We start from the raw sequence: 20,826 nt of genomic DNA on the forward strand, positions 1-20,826 counted from the left end.
GTGATATCGCTTGATCGAATCCGATTCGACTCTGCAAGTAGGCCAAATTGTTTCGATTACTCAAGGCAGAGATGCCGGACAGTATGCCGTAATTATTAAAATTCTTGATGAGCGTTTTGTCGTCCTAGCGGATGGAGACAAACGGAAGTTTGACCGCCCAAAGAAAAAGAACATTCATCATCTTGATTTTTTTGATTACGTGTCTCCAGAAGTTCAGAACAGTATGAAGGAAACAGGCCGTGTGACAAATGGTAAGCTGCGTTTTGCACTGACCAAATTTGTAAATGAGCTTGTTACTGATTTGAAGAAGGGAGAACTTAATTAATGGCGAAAGACGATGTAATTGAAGTAGAAGGTACGGTCATGGAGACTTTACCAAATGCTATGTTTAAAGTAGAATTGGAAAATGGTCATACTGTGTTGGCTCATGTATCTGGGAAAATACGTATGCACTTTATTCGAATCCTACCAGGAGATAAAGTAACGGTGGAGCTTTCTCCATACGATTTAACACGCGGTAGAATTACGTATCGTTTTAAATAAACCTATTTTAGCACTCCGTACTATCAGGGAGGTAATATAAGATGAAAGTGAGACCATCTGTTAAGCCAATCTGCGAAAAATGTAAAGTTATTCGTAGAAAAGGTAAAGTCATGGTTATTTGTGAAAACCCGAAACATAAACAAAAACAAGGATAACTTGAGGGAGGTGCGCATATATGGCACGTATTGCTGGTGTTGATGTTCCTCGCGACAAGCGCGTTGTAATTTCATTAACTTACGTTTTCGGTATCGGTCGTTCCACAGCTGAGAAAGTATTGGCTGAAGCTGGTGTTTCTGAAGACACTCGCGTTCGCGACTTAACTGAAGAAGAATTAGGAAAGATTCGTGATGTTGTAGATAAAATTAAAGTTGAGGGTGACCTTCGTCGTGAAGTATCTCTAAACATTAAACGTCTAATCGAGATCGGTTGCTACCGTGGTCTTCGTCACCGTCGTGGTTTACCGGTTCGCGGTCAAAACACTAAAAACAATGCTCGTACACGTAAAGGACCTCGTCGTACTGTAGCAAACAAAAAGAAATAATTTCAATTAAGTAAGGAGGTAAGTTAAATATGGCACGCAAAACTAATACACGTAAACGCCGTGTGAAAAAGAATATTGAACAGGGTATCGCGCATATCCGTTCTACATTCAATAACACAATCGTTACGATTACTGACTCTCACGGAAACGCAATTGGGTGGTCTAGTGCAGGTGCTCTTGGCTTCAGAGGTTCTCGTAAATCTACTCCATTCGCAGCTCAAATGGCAGCTGAAACTGCAGCGAAAGCATGCATGGAGCACGGTTTAAAAACTCTTGAAGTTACAGTTAAAGGCCCTGGTGCTGGTCGTGAAGCAGCAATCCGTGCTTTACAAGCAGCTGGTCTTGATGTAACTGCTATCAGAGACGTAACCCCAGTACCTCATAACGGTTGCCGTCCACCAAAACGTCGCCGTGTTTAATTTGTCTGTATAGATTTTGTATACATGTCAATAATGGCTGATGATACAGTCTAAATATACAGAGAAAATTAAATGTTGTTGTTGTGCACAATCGGGACATACCTATGGGGAATTTCGGTTAGACATCTCTTGTCTTTCCGGGGTTTCGACGTTTTGAAGGAGGGTTATGAATGTTAGAAATCGAAAAACCAAAAATCGAAACGGTTGAAATCAGCGATGACGCCAACTATGGTAAATTCGTCGTCGAGCCACTTGAGCGTGGATATGGAACAACTTTGGGTAACTCCTTACGTCGTATTCTTTTATCCTCACTTCCTGGTGCCGCTGTAACATCTATCCAAATAGATGGTGTACTGCATGAGTTCTCAACAATTGAAGGCGTCGTTGAAGATGTTACAACAGTTATTTTGAACGTTAAAAAGCTAGCATTAAAAATCTATTCTGATGATGAGAAGACGTTAGAGATTGATGTGCAAGGCGAAGGAGCTGTAACAGCTGCTGACATTACCCATGACAGCGATGTTGAGATCCTTAACCCTGACCTTCCTATCGCTACGTTAGCAAAGGACGCTCACTTGCGTATCCGTTTCACTGCCAAGCGCGGTCGTGGATATGTAACAGCGAACGGAAACAAACGTGAAGACCAACCAATCGGTGTTATTCCAATTGACTCTATTTTCACGCCAGTTTCCCGCGTTTCTTATTATGTTGAAAACACTCGAGTAGGCCAAGTGTCAAACTACGACAAGCTTACACTCGATGTATGGACAGATGGTAGTAACGGTCCACAAGAAGCAGTAGCACTTGGGGCAAAGATTTTAACTGAGCACTTAAACATTTTTGTAGGTCTGACAGATGAAGCACAAAACGCAGAAATCATGGTAGAAAAAGAAGAAGATCAGAAAGAGAAAGTTCTAGAGATGACTATCGAAGAATTGGATCTATCCGTTCGTTCTTACAACTGCCTGAAGCGTGCTGGTATCAACACTGTTCAGGAGCTTGCAAATAAGACAGAAGAAGATATGATGAAAGTTCGTAACTTAGGCCGTAAGTCTTTAGAAGAAGTCAAGCACAAATTAGAAGAGCTTGGTCTTGGCCTGCGTAAAGATGACTAGTTTTTACTTGGAAAACTAGGCATCTTTATGTATTTGAACGTTTCATTACTTTCTACAGAAGGAGGGAACATCAACATGGGATACAGAAAATTAGGTCGTACTAGCGCACAGCGTAAAGCAATGTTACGTGACTTAACTACTGACTTGATCATCAGTGAGCGCATTGAAACTACTGAAGCACGTGCGAAAGAATTACGTTCTTTAGTAGACAAAATGATCACTCTTGGTAAGCGTGGTGACTTGCATGCTCGTCGTCAAGCAGCTTCTTACGTTCGTCATGAAGTAGCGAACGCTGAAACTGGTCAAGATGCAGTTCAAAAGTTATTCGCTGATATCGCTCCACGTTACGAAGAGCGTCAAGGTGGATACACTCGTATCATGAAAATTGGTCCTCGTCGTGGAGACGGAGCTCCAATGGTAATCATTGAACTTGTATAATATATAATAGATGATAGTGGTTTAAAGATAGGAAACGATTCTTTAAAGTCGCTATAGTCAGTCATAAATAAGGGCGGACAGTTGTAATGACTGATCTAAGCCCTTTATTTTTTTGCCTTTTTATTTCAGAGAGTAGTATTTTACACCGCTGTTGCTTTCCGCAAATGGCTTCGCTTTCCGCGGGGCGACCTTGAGCCTCCTCAGGCTACGCCCTGCGGGGTCTCAAGATTGTCGCTGCTCCCCCGCTGGAGTCTACACCATTTGCTCCAATCCACAGCTATAAATCTCATTGATATAGGTTTAGAGACTTTCAATTCACTTCATGGGTGATTGTGCTTGAAATACCAGCCATGGGTGATGTAGAGGAAAGCAGTAACCCCCTGTTGCTTGGAGTGCAAGGTGTGAGACTCCTGCGGGGGAGTAACGGTTGGTTGAGACCCCGCAACGAAGTGAGGAGGCTCAAACACCGTCCCGCGGAAAGCGAACACCTGGAACGCAAAGCAACAAGGGAGTAAGGGCGTATTACCAGTGCGGAAATCACCAGCGGTGTAGTAAGTAGAGTTCTTTCGAGTTGAAAGGCTATAATAGAGAGAATAGATCAGCTGAGAAGAGAGGAGTTGTATTTTTTCATGGCCATCTTAGAAGTGAAGGACTTGTTCTTCCGCTATGCAAACCAAGAAGAAGATACGTTAAAGAATATCAATCTAGAAGTGAATCAGGGAGAATGGACTGCAATTGTTGGTCATAACGGCTCCGGTAAGTCAACATTGGCAAGAATTCTGAACGGCTTGCAGCTTCCGACAGATGGGACTGTGACGGTTCAGGGAGTTAGATCGACGGAGGAATCCATCTGGGATATCAGAAGACAGGTAGGCATGGTCTTTCAAAATCCTGATAACCAATTTGTAGGATCGACTGTGGAGGATGATGTTGCGTTTGGTTTAGAAAATATTGGCGTCCCCCGCGAAGAAATGCTTTCCCGCGTAGCAGAGGGGATTGAAAAAGTAGGGATGGGATCTTTTTTAACCCAAGAGCCACATCAACTCTCAGGTGGCCAAAAGCAGCGTGTGGCCATTGCGGGTTTGATTGCGCTACGACCATCCATCATCATTTTGGATGAAGCAACGAGTATGCTGGATCCTATCGGACGGAAAGAAGTGATCGACACGATAGAGGAGCTAAGACAGGAAATGGGTGTCACGGTGATATCGATTACCCATGACCTTGAAGAAGCAGCCAGAGCAGACCGTATCATTGTTATGAATGGTGGGGAAATATTCGGGGAGGGTACTCCGGATGAGGTTTTCCGAAATGGCGATAAGCTTGTGGAAATAGGTCTTGATTTGCCTTTTCCGATCATATTGGTAAATAAACTGAAGCAGTTGGGTATAGAGTTCGAGACAGATCCGACCAATAGGGAAAGGCTGATGGATGAGTTATGCAAATTACAATCAAAGATTTAGAACATCGCTATCAGGTGAATACCCCTTTTGAGAGGGTTGCCCTGTTTGATGTCGACATGATGATACCGGATAACTCTTATACAGCCATCATTGGGCATACCGGCTCCGGCAAGTCGACGTTGTTGCAACACCTTAATGGACTACTTAGGCCTACAAAAGGCAGCATCCAGGTGGGGGATATCACCTTGCATGCCAATAAAAAGGAAAAGAAAATCAAGTCTCTTCGCAAAAAGGTAGGTATCGTCTTTCAGTTTCCGGAGCACCAGTTGTTTGATGAGACGGTGGAAAAGGATGTATGCTTCGGTCCAATCAATTTTGGTGTTCCTGAAGAGGAAGCGAAAAGGCGTGCTAGAGAGGCGTTAAAGCTGGTTGGGTTACCCGATAAGTACCTGGAATCTTCCCCGTTTGACTTAAGTGGAGGGCAGATGCGAAGGGTGGCCATTGCCGGGGTGCTTGCCATGCAGCCTGAGGTCCTTGTATTGGATGAACCGACAGCAGGTCTGGATCCCCGCGGTCGTAAAGAAATCATGGATTTATTTTACAAGTTGTACAAGGAGCAGAAGCTTACGACGATTCTTGTCACGCACAGTATGGAAGATGCAGCTAGGTATGCAGATACCATTATGGTCATGAATAAGGGAACGGTAGGGTTAAAAGGAACACCAAGGGAGATTTTCGGACAGGCTGATGAGCTACACAGGCTTGGCTTGGATGTCCCTGAGACGGTTCTTTTCATGAAAGACCTGGGACTCCGATTAGACCGTGAATTTGGCGAGGTTTGCTTAACCGTTGATGAAGTGGCACATGCCATTGCCTCCCGAGTGAAAGGGGGGAGGGGGCATGATGAATAATCTGATCATCGGTCGTTATGTTCCTGGCACATCCATCGTTCATCGAATGGATCCAAGGGCAAAACTGTTGCTCGTTTTCATTTTTGTAATGGTAGTATTCCTCGCCAATAATCTATGGGGCTATTTACTCCTTGGAGCCTTTACGTTGACCTTCGTATTGCTCACCAGAATTTCAATACCCTTTATTTTAAAAGGGTTGAAACCGATCATTTGGATAATTATTTTCACTATGATCTTTCATGTGTTTTTAACAAAAGAAGGGACACTGTTGTTTGAAGCAGGCTTTATTCAGGTGTACGAAGAAGGCATTATACAAGCAATTTTTATATCATTACGATTTTTATTCCTGATTACCATTACGACCATCCTTACATTGACCACCACGCCGATCGAGGTCACAGATGGGATGGAGACCTTGTTTGGTCCATTCAAGAAGGTCGGAGTCCCTGTGCACGAGCTGGCCCTTATGATGTCAATCTCTCTGCGATTCATCCCGACATTGATGCAGGAGACGGACAAGATCATGAAGGCACAGAGCGCAAGAGGTGCAGACTTCACTGTGGGGCCACTGAAGGAGCGCGTGAAGGCGTTGGTGCCTTTGCTTGTCCCATTGTTTATCAGTGCATTCAAACGCGCGGAGGAGCTTGCTACAGCAATGGAGGCACGCGGCTATAATGGCGGGGAAGGAAGAACGAAATTCCGTCTGCTAAAATGGCAGACGAAGGATACTATACTGATGGTGGTCCTGGCTATCCTTACGTTTATATTGGTTCTTATCCGAACATATTGGAGTTAGATATGATGAACAGATTAAAATGTACCCTCTCTTATGATGGGGCACAATTTGAAGGCTATCAGATCCAAAAGGAAAAGCGTACCGTACAACTGGAATTACAGAGGGCGCTGTCACGCATTCATAAGGGAGCGGAGATGAGAGTTTCCGCATCCGGCCGTACCGATGCAGGTGTACATGCTGTCGGGCAGGTGTTGCACTTTGATTCCCCACTCAGCATTCCTGAGGCTGCCTGGCAAAGGGCGATGAATGCTCATCTGCCGAAGGATATCTGGGTGAATAAGGTGGAAGCGGTAGACAGTGCCTTTCATGCGCGCTTTGATGTGGTGAAGAAGGAATATCGCTACAAGGTGAGCTTGGCGAAGGACTTTAATGTGTTTAACCGTGACCATGTGTTCCATTATCCTTTTTCTTTGGATATGGTGCCTTTACGTGAGGCCTGCAAGTATTTTCTGGGTGAGCATGATTTTACAAGCTTCTGTTCTGCCAAGACGGAAGTGGAGGACAAGGTAAGAAAAATTTATTCACTAGAAGCCGTGATGGAAGGCGAGGAGCTGGAATTCCGTATTGTAGGGAACGGATTTTTATACAATATGGTCCGCATTATCGTCGGGACCTTACTGGAAGTTGGACAAGGTAAAAAATTACCAGGAGATATTTTTCAGATACTCGAGGCTAAGAATCGGGGTGCGGCAGGAAAAACGGCACCTGCACACGGTTTATACTTATGGACCGTGGATTATGATGACAACTAATCCTGGTGTAACATTTTCTTGACAATTTCGCAAAAAAGAGATAAGATATCACATGGTATGTATTTTAACCCCACGATCAAGCCCCGGAAGAGTTTCATCGTGATGAATAAAATATATTAAGAAATGAAAAATAAAAGCTTTATTTTTTTTAGGAGGGAAATTTAATGCGTACAACGTTTATGGCGAAAGCTAGCGAAATTAATCGTAAATGGTACGTGGTTGACGCTGAAGGTCAAACTTTAGGTCGTCTTGCAAGTGAAGTTGCATCCATTTTACGTGGTAAACATAAACCAACTTTTACTCCAAACGTAGACACTGGAGATCATGTAATCATTATCAATGCAGAAAAAATCCACTTAACTGGTAACAAGTTGAACGGTAAGATCTACTACCGTCACACAATGCACCCAGGTGGATTAAAACAAAGAACGGCTTTGGAAATGCGTACTAACTATCCTACAAAGATGTTAGAACTAGCAATTAAAGGCATGCTTCCAAAAGGAAGTCTTGGCCGCCAACAAGCTAAAAAATTGAACGTGTATGCTGGAAGCGAGCATCCACACCAAGCACAACAACCTGAAGTTTACGAACTTCGCGGTTAATTAATAAGGAGGGTATAACTTTGGCACAAGTACAATACTACGGCACAGGTCGTCGTAAAAGCTCCGTTGCACGTGTACGTCTAGTTCCTGGTAACGGACAAATCGTGATCAACGATCGTGATATCGAAAACTACATCCCATTCGAAGCTCTACGTAACGTTGTTAAACAACCATTGGCAGTTACTGAAACAGAAGGTAACTACGATGTATTAGTAAACGTTGACGGTGGAGGATACACTGGTCAAGCTGGTGCGATCCGTCACGGAATCGCTCGTGCATTATTGCAAGCTGATCCTGAGTTCCGTGCTACTTTAAAGCGTGCAGGGTTCCTAACTCGTGACGCGCGTATGAAAGAGCGTAAAAAATACGGACTTAAAGGCGCTCGTAAAGCACCTCAGTTCTCAAAACGTTAATCTTCGAATTTTATATGAAAAACCCCTGGCCTTTGTGGTCGGGGATTTTTTGTTGGTTTTTGTTGGTTGTTTATGGCTATGGTTGTCATCTTTATTCTTGCTGATGTGCATTTTATACCAGTAGTGTGGCACCATTTTTCATTGGATTCCTGTAGGATGATCGATTTTTAGTTTAATCCCACCGCAGAAACGGATATTCTCTATATGTTAGACAGCGGTTCTCTCCACTAACCGGGTGGAATCCCCCCGTAACTTGCGAAAACCCCCCCACTGGAAATTTAATTCAACCGCAAAAGGAGTGATTCCCCCCCAAACGTGCAGGATTTCCCCCAGAAGCATGAATAATCCCCCCACATCATGATGTATTCCCCCCAAAGCTCCCTAACCCTTTGGAGATAGGTATTCCATTCGAAGCGTACTTTAAAAACAACCAGTACGCCTAACTACCTAAGTAGTATTTCACATGTGCAATTGGTAATTATGTAAAAATTAGGTGAAATTGACCGTTTCCCCTTGTTCTATATAGTGAATTAAATAGGCATTATGCAACTTAATTAAATTTAAGACATGCTTTATAATTTGTTCTTAATAATGAAAATAATTTGGAAGGGGGATGAGTAGCCATAAAGAGTAGAATAACCATAACGTGCCTGGCTCTGGCTTGTTTTTTCTTTGCAGGAAGCCAAGTCCAAGCAAATAGTTGGGGCAGCTTTAAAGATTGGATGAATGAACAATGGAAAGGTTATTCCAATCAAGGCCAGATTCCAAATGAAATTTTTTCAGATCAGCCTCAAGAGATTGACAACTCCCACTACTCCCAAGAATTAGAAGAGTTCCTCACGTCCACCACAACCTCAACAAAGAGAAACATCGAACTCCATCAAAATGAATATATTCAACAACTAACAGACGCAAAAGTGCAACTGAACCAAAATCCGCTGGGCAGCTACTACGAAGAGCGAAGAGTGGACTTGGACGCAGAACTTACCCAGGAATTGGAGCAATATCTCGCAGAATTATTGGATGAAAAACAATAACTCATAAAAAGGAGCGATTTATATGTCATGGAAAAAGAAATTGGTAGCAGGTACAGTAGCCGTTGGTTTGGTTTCAGGCGTTGGTTTGACCTTTGCGAGTGCAAGTGAAGGTTCCCCTTTGAGACAGTGGTACAACGGGATTTTCGGTAATACCCAGCAATCCATTTTGGCTGATAACCAAACAGCTGCTAATGAAGCATTTGAAAATTGGGCAGCAAATACGGAACAGCTTAAAGTCGGTGCAGGGTTGAAAATCAATGAAACAATGGCAACGGAGCTTACAAGGGCAGGAACGGAAATCATGAGTGTAAAAGAGGAGCATCTTGCCTCGTTGGATGCTGAGAAATTGGCTTTGCTTGAAAACATGAACTATCAAGTGTACCAGCATATCTTCCTGGAAGGGTATGTTGCCATCCAAAATCAAGGGGATGCAGCTTTAGGGACTGTGCAGCAAAGCTTTCAGGACTTTACCAGTGAAACTGGACAGACTGCTGTAAATGAAATGACACAGGAATTGACTTCTGCAAAAGAATCCGCCGTTTCAGAACTGGAGGATGCTATTGAACAGGCCAAAGCAGAATTGTCTGCACAGCTTGCGATGGAAGAGCAAGTGAGCAGGTATAATCTCGAGCAGCAGATCACCTTTAAGTTGAGCGATTTGCGAGAGGCATTGACGACTATAATTAATGGACTAGTCAGGGAGCAGCAAAATATCATCACAGCTAAAGCGTTGGAATTGGAAGAGGAAGCGAAAGCAAGCCTTGATGAGGTAATGGAAAGCATCAATGACTAATAGTGTGCTCGATTTAGAGAAGAGGTGAAGTGGGTGAAAAGAATGACGTCATATAGGAGACTGTTCTTTGTTGCCTTCATGATCATGGCACTTCTTTTTACAGCAGAACTGAAAACCACTTTTGCCAGCTCCAATATTCAAGCATTGCTGACCAATTGGTTTGAAGGGCAGAAACAGGAATCAATCAATTCCCTGGAAGAGGTAATTGTGAATGAGAAGGAAGTGCAAATGGCCATCTTGAAACAAGAGATAGCGGTGAAATTAAGTAATGCTGATAAAGAGCTTGCAGACTTTTCTTCCCAAGAGGCAGAAAAGCGTAAGGCGGAACTCAGGAGTTATACAGAGGAGCTGATTCGCTCGGTCGAGTTTGACATAGAAGGGCAACAAGAGCAATTCATGTTAGAAGTCGAGCGGATTATGGAAGAAACATACCTGAAGCTTGCAGAGGCGCGGCAGGAAGCAATGGAGAAAAAGGAATGAATGAACCCAATTTCTGACTTGGAAAAACGTACTCATTCTTTGTGCGCATGAAAGCCCTCGCCCATTAGGAAACTAATCGGGAAAGGGTGTGAAAGAGATGACTGTAGTAACAACCTTTAAGGAAAAACGCAGGGAAAAGCAGATGAAATACGAGCGCAAAATGCTGCGTGAAATATCACTCGAGGTTTTACGGACAAAGGTGAAAGATTTTTTTTCGCCATACTTAAAAAACAAAAAGCAGGTTACTGCCATTGAAGAGGGCTGTCTCGATGTGGCAATTGAGGCGTATCTTCTAGGTGCATCATATAGCAAGTTTGGTTTTTACGGTGAAAGTGCGGAGAAAGTGAAAACGCGCTGCCATGTGGAAGAGAAATATCTGATTGATACGATGTATGATTATTTCCTGTATTGGGGTTCGATCGGCGATAATGATATGGTTCATGAATCCTTTTATATGACGTGCGATGCATTCGTCGACTATTGGTGGCAGGAAGGCTTCCATAAAGGTGAAAAAAGGTATCGCATGAGGCTACACTAATTATCATAAACTTCCCCCTTGTCCCATATAGTTTATAGAATGGACATGCGGGAGGGATACATATGCGAAGGTGGAAATTTTGGGCATTTCTAACAGCAGCCTTAACGGTGACAGCCGTTTTTCAATATCAGTTGTTTTCAGAGGATACGTGGGAGCAGTGGAATTTGCCGTTGAGCGGAAAGATCATCATCCTAGATCCGGGCCATGGCGGTCCTGATGGAGGTGCTGTTGGTGGTGAGATTCTAGAAAAGGATGTAGCCTTGCAAGTATCCCATTATGTGAAAGACTATCTCCAGGAGCAGGGAGCCTTGGTGCTGATGACCCGTGAAGAGGACGTGGATTTAGCTGATCCTGCGACAAAGGGCTATAGTCGCAGAAAAGTTGAAGATTTGCGGAAACGGATCGAGATGATTAATGAGTCGGATGGCGATTTGTTTATCAGCATCCACTTGAATGCCATTCCTTCCCCGAGGTGGAGAGGCGCCCAAACTTTCTACCATGGAACCAAACACGAAGGCAATGAACGGCTGGCAAAGTTCATACAGGAGGAATTTAGGGTTAATCTTGAAAATACGGATAGATATGCGAAATCCATGAACACCCTATTTATATTAAAAAATGCCGAAATTCCAGGTGCGCTTGTTGAAGTAGGATTCCTCTCCAATCCATCTGAACGGGCGTTACTTAATACAGAAGAATATCAGAAGTCACTTGCTGCATCCATTTATAACGGAATTATGCGCCACTATACCGATGAAAAGGAATTGCCAGATCCCCCTCAATGACGAAAAGGGGGATTTTTATATGCAATAACCATGTTTTTTGTAGAGGAGCTCCTGCAACGGAGATCAACATTTATAATGCAGTCTCAAAACTGAATCAATACCATAAGAAATAAGCCTTATGTTATACTGGTATTGTAAACGAATTCAATTCTGAAAATAGACTATTATCACATAAGGGTGGGGTCATGTTGTTAACAGAAGCTAAAGTTGTACAGTTATTGAAAGATCTACAAGATCCGTTTTTACATAGAACATTCGAAGAAACAAATGCAATTCAAGAAATCTCAATCAAAGAGGAAAAGAACCATGTCAGTGTGAAAGTGGCGCTGGCGAAAACAGGGACACCAGAACAGATGCAACTGCAAGGTACCATTGTCAATCTTTTGAAAGAAGCGGGAGCGGCAACTGTTGGCCTGCGATTCATGGAACTTCCTCAGGAAGTGGTAGAACGCTTCGGTGCCGCTGCGCCTAAAGAAGAAGAGACACTTCTTAAAAGCAACAAAACCACGTTCCTTGCGATCGCTTCCGGAAAAGGCGGAGTGGGGAAATCAACAGTATCCGTTAACTTGGCAGTATCCTTGGCGCGTCTAGGGAAAAAGGTTGGATTGATTGATGCTGATATTTACGGATTCAGTGTGCCTGATATGATGGGAATCACAAAACGCCCGGTAGTGCGCGGAGAGAAAATCATACCGGTTGAGCGTTTCGGTGTGCAGGTGATTTCCATGGGCTTCTTCGTGGAGGACAACTCCCCAGTCATCTGGAGAGGACCGATGCTTGGAAAAATGCTGAATAGCTTCTTCAATGAAGTGGAGTGGGGCGATCTGGACTATCTGCTACTGGATCTGCCACCTGGTACAGGAGATGTGGCACTTGATGTACACTCCATGCTTCCGTCCTGTAAAGAGCTTATCGTAACGACTCCGCATCCGACAGCCGCTTTTGTTGCAGCCAGAGCGGGTGCAATGGCCATCAAGACGGACCATGAAGTAATTGGCGTCATCGAGAACATGGCATACTTCCAAAGCAAGAAGACAGGCGAGAAGGAATATGTATTTGGAAAAGGTGGCGGAGATAAGCTGTCAGAGGAATTGCAGGCGCCACTACTAGGGCAACTACCACTTCAGCAGCCGGACTGGAACGACGATGATTTCGCTCCATCCATTTATCATGAAGACCATGACCTTGGAAAAATCTATTTGAACATTGCATCCAAAGTGGTGGAACTGACATAAGAAAAAAAGCAGACCGGAATGTAACCCCGGCCTGCTTTTTCTTATACTTTTTTAACCACTTTCATCACCGGAAGATTCCTGTCCGCCTTCCGAGCCGCTCTGTCCTTCTTGCCCTCCACCGGATCCTTGTTGTTCTTGTCCACCTTGCATTTCAGATGCCGCTTTTAACAAAAGATCTTGTAATTTGGCTTTGAATAAGGGACTCTCAAAGGTCTCGGTGATAACTTGCTGCAGGTGCTTTTTGTATTCCTGTCCGCTCATCACGGTAATCATCTGTTTTTCCATTTCTGGATCTTGCAATATTTGGACCATCATTGCTTGATATTCGGGATCCTTCATCAGATCCTTTATAAGTTTTTCGTGCTCTTTTTGCATGCTCTTAGCAAAAGTCTCTGCAAACTTCGGATCTTCAAAGGCCTTTTTCCAGAATTCTGCCCCTTTTTCACTGTCCAGCGTCTGCTCAATCGATTTTGTTACGACTTCTTGATCAAGGACGAAGTTTGCCTTCATTTTGTCATCCGCCATGATTTCTTCAATCGCTTTTTTGCCATCGTCAGTCTTTAATATATCTACAACCATCTTTTTGGTTTCGTCATAATCCATTTGGCCGCCTTTTTCACCCTCTGCACACCCAGTAAGCAGCAGGAATAGAAGGAGAGGCGGCAAAAGGTAGCTTTTCATGAAGAAAACTCCTTCCACCATGTATTTCATACGTTTAATATGTGACAAAGTTAATCAAATATACAAATTTGCAAGAGGGGGATGATGGATTTTTACTGGTTAGATTGGTAAAATGATAAATAGTGTCTTTAATCTGTTTTAAATGGAGGAAAAGAAAGTGAACAGTCGTAATTGGGTTCGATTATTTCTTTCCACGTTACTAGTCGGAGCGGCAACTACAGTTATTGTTGCGTTCATAGTTCGTTGGGATCAACATACAGCACAATTTGCCAGTGGTGAATATCTTCAATTCCTTTCCGTCATCGCCTGGTACATCGGAGTGGGACTTATTTTCAGTATCATTAGCCAGATGGGTTTCTTCGCCTATCTGACCATTCATCGATTCGGCCTGGGAATATTCAAGTCCCTTTGGAGCGCCGTACAGATGGTATTGATCATATTTGTTTTGTTTGATTTGGTGTATTTCCGTTACATAGCTTTTGCAAATGATGGAGATTCTTTGCTCCCATATCTTGCCTTTCCGATTTTTCTACTCGTGTATGGCTTGCTTGTAGCATATGTGAAAAGTGCGCAGACCAATAAACATGCGTTTATTCCTGCTGTATTTTTCATGGTGGTCGTGACAACAATTGAATGGTTTCCTGCTTTAAGGGAGAATGAACCAGGGTGGCTGTTGTTTATGCTGTTTCCATTATTGGCATGCAACTCCTACCAGCTGCTATTGCTTCACAGACTGAATAAAGCTTCTGCAAAATAAAAGAATGGCGCCTCTCCGAATTTGGAGAAGCGCCATTTCTTTGCTATTTGCGGAAATCAACAGCGGTGTTTACCCAAGAACTAAAATTCAGTACTTTTTCAGTGGCCGCGCAAGCCTGCGGGGTCTCCCTTGTTCCTTCTTCCCACTGGAGTCTTCGCGCCTTCCACTTCAATCAACTGGTGTATTGCAAACATCACAGGATCGTACTTTTTGCCTCGGTTTTATATTATTGTACTTCTTTGCTATTGGCCTTCGTGTTGTTTATCAGTTCCGTCACACTGCTTATTTCATAGCCTGCGCTCTTGATATACTGGATGATTTCCGGCAAAGCCTCTTCTGTTTGCTTGGCAGAGTCCGACGCATGTAACAGAACAATATCCCCATTGCTGAGATTCTTCGTCACGTTATCCACGATGATTTCCTTGCCAGGGTTGATTAGATCGTGGGAATCCACACTCCAATGTACCACAGTAAAGCCAAGGGAGTTGGCTATCTCAAGTACTCTTTTATCAAATGCGCCTTTAGGGGGACGCAACAGATTTACTTTTTTTACGCCAAGTTTCTCGAAAACATCCAACGCCTTTAAAATATCCCGTTTTACCTTTAGATCTTCAAGGTCGCGGTAATTTTCATAGGCATATCCCATACTACCTATTTCATGCCCATCATCCATAATTCTCTTCACTATCTCGGGATGTCTCTCCGCCCAGGAAGCAGATAGGAAAAACGTCACCCCGGTCACTCCATTCTGTTTCAATAAATTAAGGATAGGCAGGGCCTTCTCATCGCCCCAGCTGATATCAAAGGACAATGCAACTTCCTTATTCTTGCCCTCGCCCTTATAAATGGCCCTTGGACCATCCTTTGTTGAAAATACAGGCTGATTAGAAAAATTCTCTATATATAAAATCCCTGCAGTGAAGAATGCCGCCAAAATGATGATGGATAATTGCTTGAGCTTTCTTCCGTTAATCACATAAAAAATATTCATGCTCTGCCCCCTTGTCCACAGTATCTACTCTCATAAATATTCAGTAGGACAAATCTTATGCAAAAAAATCTAGGAAAATGTTTCATAAAAACCGTTTTGGTGGAAAAAATAACTATAAAGTAATTTTTAGAGGTGAAGAGATGTTAGGGATGCTATTTAACAATAAAGAAGTTAAAGAAATGGAATATCTGCTCAAACGTGAACTTGAAGAGCTTTTACATGACTTCGAGGATAATCGTATCGATAGAGTGGTAAAGCACGCCATGGAAGAACGCTATCAAATACTCTATAAAATGTTCACCCGTATCGCTCCGCCAACAGAGTGCATGAAATATATACGATCAAAATCCGTCTTTAGGGAAAGAGAATCTTTATAGCTTTGACATATTGCCGCAGCCACTGCGGTTTTTTGTTTGAACTTTCCAAGCTAAAGCCGCGTGTTGAAACTTATAGAGCCGGGAAGCTTACTCGTAGAAAAGTATAGAAAAAAGGGCGCTGAGAAACAATTTAAAAATATATGAGAAAAACAGTTGACGCAAAAAGAAAATACATGGTATATTATTATTCGTCGCTGCGAGATGCAAAACAGATTGCACGACAAAAAATAAAAAACATATTGACATCAACTTGCTCGATGTGTTATATTAGAAAAGTCGCCTCTGAGCGACAAGGTGATTGAAATGATCTTTGAAAACTAAACAAAACAACAGCGTCAAACGTTGATCCTACGGGATTAACAAATGAACGAAAAGTAAGACAAGCTAGCAAATTTTGAGCAAAAGCTCAAACTCTTTATTGGAGAGTTTGATCCTGGCTCAGGACGAACGCTGGCGGCGTGCCTAATACATGCAAGTCGAGCGGACTWCTTAAAAGCTTGCTTTTAAGWAGTCAGCGGCGGACGGGTGAGTAACACGTGGGCAACCTGCCTGTGAGACTGGGATAACTTCGGGAAACCGGAGCTAATACCGGATAATATAAGGAACCTCCTGGTTCTTTATTGAAAGATGGTTTCGGCTATCACTTGCAGATGGGCCCGCGGCGCATTAGCTAGTTGGTGAGGTAATGGCTCACCAAGGCAACGATGCGTAGCCGACCTGAGAGGGTGATCGGCCACACTGGGACTGAGACACGGCCCAGACTCCTACGGGAGGCAGCAGTAGGGAATCTTCCACAATGGACGAAAGTCTGATGGAGCAACGCCGCGTGAGCGATGAAGGCCTTCGGGTCGTAAAGCTCTGTTGTTAGGGAAGAACAAGTGCGAGAGTAACTGCTCGCACCTTGACGGTACCTAACCAGAAAGCCACGGCTAACTACGTGCCAGCAGCCGCGGTAATACGTAGGTGGCAAGCGTTGTCCGGAATTATTGGGCGTAAAGCGCGCGCAGGTGGTCCTTTAAGTCTGATGTGAAAGCCCACGGCTCAACCGTGGAGGGTCATTGGAAACTGGGGGACTTGAGTGCAGAAGAGGAAAGTGGAATTCCAAGTGTAGCGGTGAAATGCGTAGAGATTTGGAGGAACACCAGTGGCGAAGGCGACTTTCTGGTCTGTAACTGACACTGAGGCGCGAAAGCGTGGGGAGCAAACAGGATTAGATACCCTGGTAGTCCACGCCGTAAACGATGAGTGCTAAGTGTTAGAGGGTTTCCGCCCTTTAGTGCTGCAGCTAACGCATTAAGCACTCCGCCTGGGGAGTACGGTCGCAAGACTGAAACTCAAAGGAATTGACGGGGGCCCGCACAAGCGGTGGAGCATGTGGTTTAATTCGAAGCAACGCGAAGAACCTTACCAGGTCTTGACATCCTCTGACACTCCTAGAGATAGGACGTTCCCCTTCGGGGGACAGAGTGACAGGTGGTGCATGGTTGTCGTCAGCTCGTGTCGTGAGATGTTGGGTTAAGTCCCGCAACGAGCGCAACCCTTGATCTTAGTTGCCAGCATTCAGTTGGGCACTCTAAGGTGACTGCCGGTGACAAACCGGAGGAAGGTGGGGATGACGTCAAATCATCATGCCCCTTATGACCTGGGCTACACACGTGCTACAATGGACGGTACAAAGGGCAGCAAAACCGCGAGGTCGAGCCAATCCCATAAAACCGTTCTCAGTTCGGATTGCAGGCTGCAACTCGCCTGCATGAAGCCGGAATCGCTAGTAATCGCGGATCAGCATGCCGCGGTGAATACGTTCCCGGGCCTTGTACACACCGCCCGTCACACCACGAGAGTTTGTAACACCCGAAGTCGGTGGGGTAACCTTTTGGAGCCAGCCGCCTAAGGTGGGACAGATGATTGGGGTGAAGTCGTAACAAGGTAGCCGTATCGGAAGGTGCGGCTGGATCACCTCCTTTCTAAGGAATGTACGCTTGTTGTTTTGTTTAGTTTTGAGAGAGCATTCTCTCAATAAGACAAATCTTCGATTTGTCACATAAGATAAATCATCCGATTTATCCTTGTTGTTCCTTGAAAACTAGATAATGTAACTAATATCAAGATATTCACAGAATATCGTTCATCTTAGTAATTTTCTATACCTGTTTTGTAGATAACATCGCTGTTAGCTGCAAAACAACACATGACCAAATTGGTCAACGGTTAAGTTATTAAGGGCGCACGGTGGATGCCTTGGCACTAGGAGCCGATGAAGGACGGGACTAACACCGATATGCTTCGGGGAGCTGTAAGTAAGCTTTGATCCGGAGATTTCCGAATGGGGAAACCCACTGCTCGTAATGGAGCAGTATCTTTACCTGAATACATAGGGTACTGAAGGCAGACCCGGGGAACTGAAACATCTTAGTACCCGGAGGAAGAGAAAGCAAACGCGATTTCCTGAGTAGCGGCGAGCGAAACGGAATTAGCCCAAACCAAGAGGCTTGCCTCTTGGGGTTGTAGGACACTCAACATGGAGTTACAAAGGAACGGGGTAAATGAAGCGATCTGGAAAGGTCCGTCATAGAAGGTAAAAACCCTGTAGTTGAAACTTCGTTCCCTCCTGAGTGGATCCTGAGTACGGCGGGACACGAGAAATCCCGTCGGAAGCAGGGAGGACCATCTCCCAAGGCTAAATACTCCCTAGTGACCGATAGTGAACCAGTACCGTGAGGGAAAGGTGAAAAGCACCCCGGAAGGGGAGTGAAATAGATCCTGAAACCGTGTGCCTACAAGTAGTTAGAGCCCTGTGCATATTTCCTTCGGGAAATATGCCGGGTGATAGCGTGCCTTTTGTAGAATGAACCGGCGAGTTACGATCCCGTGCAAGGTTAAGTCGATGAGACGGAGCCGTAGCGAAAGCGAGTCTGAATAGGGCGAATGAGTACGTGGTCGTAGACCCGAAACCAGGTGATCTACCCATGTCCAGGGTGAAGTTCAGGTAACACTGAATGGAGGCCCGAACCGACTCACGTTGAAAAGTGAGCGGATGAGGTGTGGGTAGGGGTGAAATGCCAATCGAACCTGGAGATAGCTGGTTCTCTCCGAAATAGCTTTAGGGCTAGCCTCATGTGTTAGAGTCTTGGAGGTAGAGCACTGATTGGACTAGGGGTCCTCATCGGATTACCGAATTCAGTCAAACTCCGAATGCCAAAGACTTATCCATGGGAGTCAGACTGCGAGTGATAAGATCCGTAGTCAAGAGGGAAACAGCCCAGACCGCCAGCTAAGGTCCCCAAGTATACGTTAAGTGGAAAAGGATGTGGAGTTGCTTAGACAACCAGGATGTTGGCTTAGAAGCAGCCACCATTTAAAGAGTGCGTAATAGCTCACTGGTCGAGTGACTCTGCGCCGAAAATGTACCGGGGCTAAACGTATCACCGAAGCTGCGGACTGTTCTTACGAACAGTGGTAGGAGAGCGTTCTAAGGGCGTTGAAGCTAGACCGTAAGGACTGGTGGAGCGCTTAGAAGTGAGAATGCCGGTATGAGTAGCGAAAGAAGGGTGAGAATCCCTTCCACCGAATGCCTAAGGTTTCCTGAGGAAGGCTCGTCCGCTCAGGGTTAGTCGGGACCTAAGCCGAGGCCGAAAGGCGTAGGCGATGGATAACAGGTTGATATTCCTGTACCACCTCCACTCCGTTTGAGCAATGGGGGGACGCAGAAGGATAGGGTAAGCGCGCTGTTGGATATGCGCGTCTAAGCAGTAAGGCTGAGAAGTAGGCAAATCCGCTTCTCGATAAGGCTGAGCTGTGATAGCGAGGGAAATATAGTACCGAAGTTCCTGATTTCACACTGCCAAGAAAAGCCTCTAGCGAGGAGAATGGTGCCCGTACCGCAAACCGACACAGGTAGGCGAGGAGAGAATCCTAAGGTGAGCGAGAGAACTCTGGTTAAGGAACTCGGCAAAATGACCCCGTAACTTCGGGAGAAGGGGTGCTCTGTTAGGGTGTTAAAGCCTGAGAGAGCCGCAGTGAATAGGCCCAGGCGACTGTTTAGCAAAAACACAGGTCTCTGCGAAGCCGTAAGGCGAAGTATAGGGGCTGACGCCTGCCCGGTGCTGGAAGGTTAAGGGGAGAGGTTAGCGCAAGCGAAGCTTTGAACCGAAGCCCCAGTAAACGGCGGCCGTAACTATAACGGTCCTAAGGTAGCGAAATTCCTTGTCGGGTAAGTTCCGACCCGCACGAAAGGCGTAACGATCTGGGCACTGTCTCAACCAGAGACTCGGTGAAATTATAGTACCTGTGAAGATGCAGGTTACCCGCGACAGGACGGAAAGACCCCGTGGAGCTTTACTGTAGCCTGATATTGAATTTTGGTACAGCTTGTACAGGATAGGTAGGAGCCTGAGAAGCCGGAGCGCTAGCTTCGGTGGAGGCGTCGGTGGGATACTACCCTGGCTGTATTGAAATTCTAACCCGCAGCCCTTATCGGGCTGGGAGACAGTGTCAGGTGGGCAGTTTGACTGGGGCGGTCGCCTCCTAAAGAGTAACGGAGGCGCCCAAAGGTTCCCTCAGAATGGTTGGAAATCATTCGCAGAGTGTAAAGGCACAAGGGAGCTTGACTGCGAGACCTACAAGTCGAGCAGGGACGAAAGTCGGGCTTAGTGATCCGGTGGTTCCGCATGGAAGGGCCATCGCTCAACGGATAAAAGCTACCCCGGGGATAACAGGCTTATCTCCCCCAAGAGTCCACATCGACGGGGAGGTTTGGCACCTCGATGTCGGCTCATCGCATCCTGGGGCTGTAGTCGGTCCCAAGGGTTGGGCTGTTCGCCCATTAAAGCGGTACGCGAGCTGGGTTCAGAACGTCGTGAGACAGTTCGGTCCCTATCCGTCGTGGGCGCAGGAAATTTGAGAGGAGCTGTCCTTAGTACGAGAGGACCGGGATGGACGCACCGCTGGTGTACCAGTTGTCTTGCCAAAGGCATAGCTGGGTAGCTACGTGCGGACGGGATAAGTGCTGAAAGCATCTAAGCATGAAGCCCCCCTCAAGATGAGATTTCCTTTTGCTTCGGCAAGTAAGATCCCTGAAAGATGATCAGGTAGATAGGTTCGAGGTGGAAGCGTGGCGACACGTGCAGCTGACGAATACTAATCGATCGAGGACTTAACCCAAAACATTTGAACGATAGGAATACCTTGATATGAACACATTATCTAGTTTTGAAGGA

23 protein-coding genes and 2 rRNA genes are annotated in these 20,826 nt (G+C 45.1%); 23 read left to right on the top strand and 2 right to left on the bottom strand.

The annotated features are described in order from the left end of the window. The first annotated feature begins 10 nt into the window (after positions 1-10). The 19 genes from AB685_RS20020 to AB685_RS20110 all read left to right on the top strand — a co-directional run bounded on the left by AB685_RS20020 (position 11) and on the right by AB685_RS20110 (position 12,801). Positions 11-325, top strand: a complete 315-nt coding sequence (locus AB685_RS20020) for a KOW domain-containing RNA-binding protein (RefSeq protein ID WP_047972365.1) — start codon at positions 11-13, stop codon at positions 323-325. Continuing rightward, the gene (gene infA, locus AB685_RS20025; protein ID WP_047972366.1) at positions 325-543 is read left to right on the top strand and encodes a translation initiation factor IF-1; all 219 of its coding nucleotides are present in this window, start codon (positions 325-327) and stop codon (positions 541-543) included. Before AB685_RS20020 ends, infA begins: the two co-directional genes overlap by 1 nt. 41 nt (positions 544-584) lie before the next feature. Next, positions 585-698: a 50S ribosomal protein L36 gene (gene rpmJ, locus AB685_RS20030; RefSeq protein WP_003156543.1), complete on the top strand. Its 114-nt coding sequence runs from the start codon at positions 585-587 to the stop codon at positions 696-698. 20 nt (positions 699-718) lie between these two features. Beyond that, positions 719-1,084: a 30S ribosomal protein S13 gene (gene rpsM / locus AB685_RS20035; protein ID WP_010191536.1), complete on the top strand. Its 366-nt coding sequence runs from the start codon at positions 719-721 to the stop codon at positions 1,082-1,084. Between the two features lie 29 nt (positions 1,085-1,113). Beyond that, on the top strand, positions 1,114-1,503 hold the full coding sequence (rpsK, locus tag AB685_RS20040; RefSeq protein ID WP_047972367.1) for a 30S ribosomal protein S11: 390 nt from the start codon (positions 1,114-1,116) through the stop codon (positions 1,501-1,503). Positions 1,504-1,673: 170 nt separating this feature from the next. Beyond that, positions 1,674-2,618, top strand: a complete 945-nt coding sequence (locus tag AB685_RS20045; RefSeq protein ID WP_047972368.1) for a DNA-directed RNA polymerase subunit alpha — start codon at positions 1,674-1,676, stop codon at positions 2,616-2,618. A gap of 75 nt (positions 2,619-2,693) precedes the next feature. Then, a complete protein-coding gene (gene rplQ / locus AB685_RS20050) occupies positions 2,694-3,056 on the top strand; it encodes a 50S ribosomal protein L17 (protein WP_047972369.1) in 363 nt (120 codons plus the stop codon). Positions 3,057-3,685: 629 nt separating this feature from the next. Next, positions 3,686-4,519 (top strand): energy-coupling factor ABC transporter ATP-binding protein, encoded by an 834-nt coding sequence (locus AB685_RS20055; RefSeq protein ID WP_047972370.1) that lies wholly within the window; start codon positions 3,686-3,688, stop codon positions 4,517-4,519. Next, positions 4,495-5,370 (top strand): energy-coupling factor ABC transporter ATP-binding protein, encoded by an 876-nt coding sequence (locus AB685_RS20060; RefSeq protein ID WP_047972371.1) that lies wholly within the window; start codon positions 4,495-4,497, stop codon positions 5,368-5,370. Before AB685_RS20055 ends, AB685_RS20060 begins: the two co-directional genes overlap by 25 nt. Next, positions 5,360-6,166: an energy-coupling factor transporter transmembrane protein EcfT gene (locus AB685_RS20065; protein ID WP_047972372.1), complete on the top strand. Its 807-nt coding sequence runs from the start codon at positions 5,360-5,362 to the stop codon at positions 6,164-6,166. Before AB685_RS20060 ends, AB685_RS20065 begins: the two co-directional genes overlap by 11 nt. A gap of 5 nt (positions 6,167-6,171) precedes the next feature. Continuing rightward, positions 6,172-6,918, top strand: a complete 747-nt coding sequence (truA, locus tag AB685_RS20070; RefSeq protein WP_128755914.1) for a tRNA pseudouridine(38-40) synthase TruA — start codon at positions 6,172-6,174, stop codon at positions 6,916-6,918. 164 nt (positions 6,919-7,082) lie between these two features. After that, the gene (gene rplM / locus AB685_RS20075; protein ID WP_010191550.1) at positions 7,083-7,520 is read left to right on the top strand and encodes a 50S ribosomal protein L13; all 438 of its coding nucleotides are present in this window, start codon (positions 7,083-7,085) and stop codon (positions 7,518-7,520) included. A 20-nt stretch (positions 7,521-7,540) separates the two neighbouring features. Beyond that, positions 7,541-7,933, top strand: a complete 393-nt coding sequence (gene rpsI, locus AB685_RS20080) for a 30S ribosomal protein S9 (RefSeq protein WP_047972374.1) — start codon at positions 7,541-7,543, stop codon at positions 7,931-7,933. Positions 7,934-8,655: 722 nt separating this feature from the next. Then, the gene (locus AB685_RS20085) at positions 8,656-8,970 is read left to right on the top strand and encodes a hypothetical protein (protein WP_047972375.1); all 315 of its coding nucleotides are present in this window, start codon (positions 8,656-8,658) and stop codon (positions 8,968-8,970) included. Positions 8,971-8,992: 22 nt separating this feature from the next. Then, on the top strand, positions 8,993-9,763 hold the full coding sequence (locus AB685_RS20090; protein ID WP_047972376.1) for a hypothetical protein: 771 nt from the start codon (positions 8,993-8,995) through the stop codon (positions 9,761-9,763). Positions 9,764-9,796: 33 nt separating this feature from the next. Next, on the top strand, positions 9,797-10,243 hold the full coding sequence (locus AB685_RS20095; protein ID WP_047972377.1) for a hypothetical protein: 447 nt from the start codon (positions 9,797-9,799) through the stop codon (positions 10,241-10,243). A gap of 97 nt (positions 10,244-10,340) precedes the next feature. After that, complete coding sequence (locus tag AB685_RS20100) at positions 10,341-10,781, top strand: YbaK family protein (protein ID WP_047972378.1); 441 nt, start codon at positions 10,341-10,343, stop codon at positions 10,779-10,781. A 62-nt stretch (positions 10,782-10,843) separates the two neighbouring features. Beyond that, positions 10,844-11,566, top strand: a complete 723-nt coding sequence (cwlD, locus tag AB685_RS20105; RefSeq protein WP_047972379.1) for an N-acetylmuramoyl-L-alanine amidase CwlD — start codon at positions 10,844-10,846, stop codon at positions 11,564-11,566. A 188-nt stretch (positions 11,567-11,754) separates the two neighbouring features. Next, entirely contained in the window at positions 11,755-12,801 is a 1,047-nt protein-coding gene (locus tag AB685_RS20110; protein WP_047972380.1) for an Mrp/NBP35 family ATP-binding protein, read from the top strand. A gap of 51 nt (positions 12,802-12,852) precedes the next feature. Here the strand turns inward: AB685_RS20110 and gerD are convergent, their stop codons facing one another. Beyond that, entirely contained in the window at positions 12,853-13,482 is a 630-nt protein-coding gene (gerD, locus tag AB685_RS20115) for a spore germination lipoprotein GerD (protein WP_047972381.1), read from the bottom strand. A gap of 157 nt (positions 13,483-13,639) precedes the next feature. Between gerD and AB685_RS20120 the strand changes: the two genes are divergently transcribed. Next, complete coding sequence (locus AB685_RS20120) at positions 13,640-14,239, top strand: KinB-signaling pathway activation protein (protein ID WP_047972382.1); 600 nt, start codon at positions 13,640-13,642, stop codon at positions 14,237-14,239. 226 nt (positions 14,240-14,465) lie between these two features. On the opposite strand, the gene pdaB is transcribed toward AB685_RS20120, so the two are convergent. Beyond that, on the bottom strand, positions 14,466-15,230 hold the full coding sequence (gene pdaB / locus AB685_RS20125; protein ID WP_047972383.1) for a polysaccharide deacetylase family sporulation protein PdaB: 765 nt from the start codon (positions 15,228-15,230) through the stop codon (positions 14,466-14,468). Positions 15,231-15,370: 140 nt separating this feature from the next. On the opposite strand from pdaB, the gene AB685_RS20130 reads away from it, so the two are divergent. From AB685_RS20130 to AB685_RS20140, 3 genes are all read left to right on the top strand, one after another. Continuing rightward, positions 15,371-15,607, top strand: coding sequence for a hypothetical protein (locus AB685_RS20130; protein WP_047972384.1), 237 nt, complete (start codon positions 15,371-15,373; stop codon positions 15,605-15,607). A gap of 415 nt (positions 15,608-16,022) precedes the next feature. Then, positions 16,023-17,574, top strand: a 16S ribosomal RNA gene (locus tag AB685_RS20135). A 242-nt stretch (positions 17,575-17,816) separates the two neighbouring features. Continuing rightward, positions 17,817-20,770: ribosomal RNA gene (locus tag AB685_RS20140) — 23S ribosomal RNA — on the top strand. Together the 16S and 23S rRNA genes form the textbook arrangement of a ribosomal RNA operon. Positions 20,771-20,826: the final 56 nt, after the last annotated feature.

Source organism: Bacillus sp. LL01, from assembly GCF_001037965.1.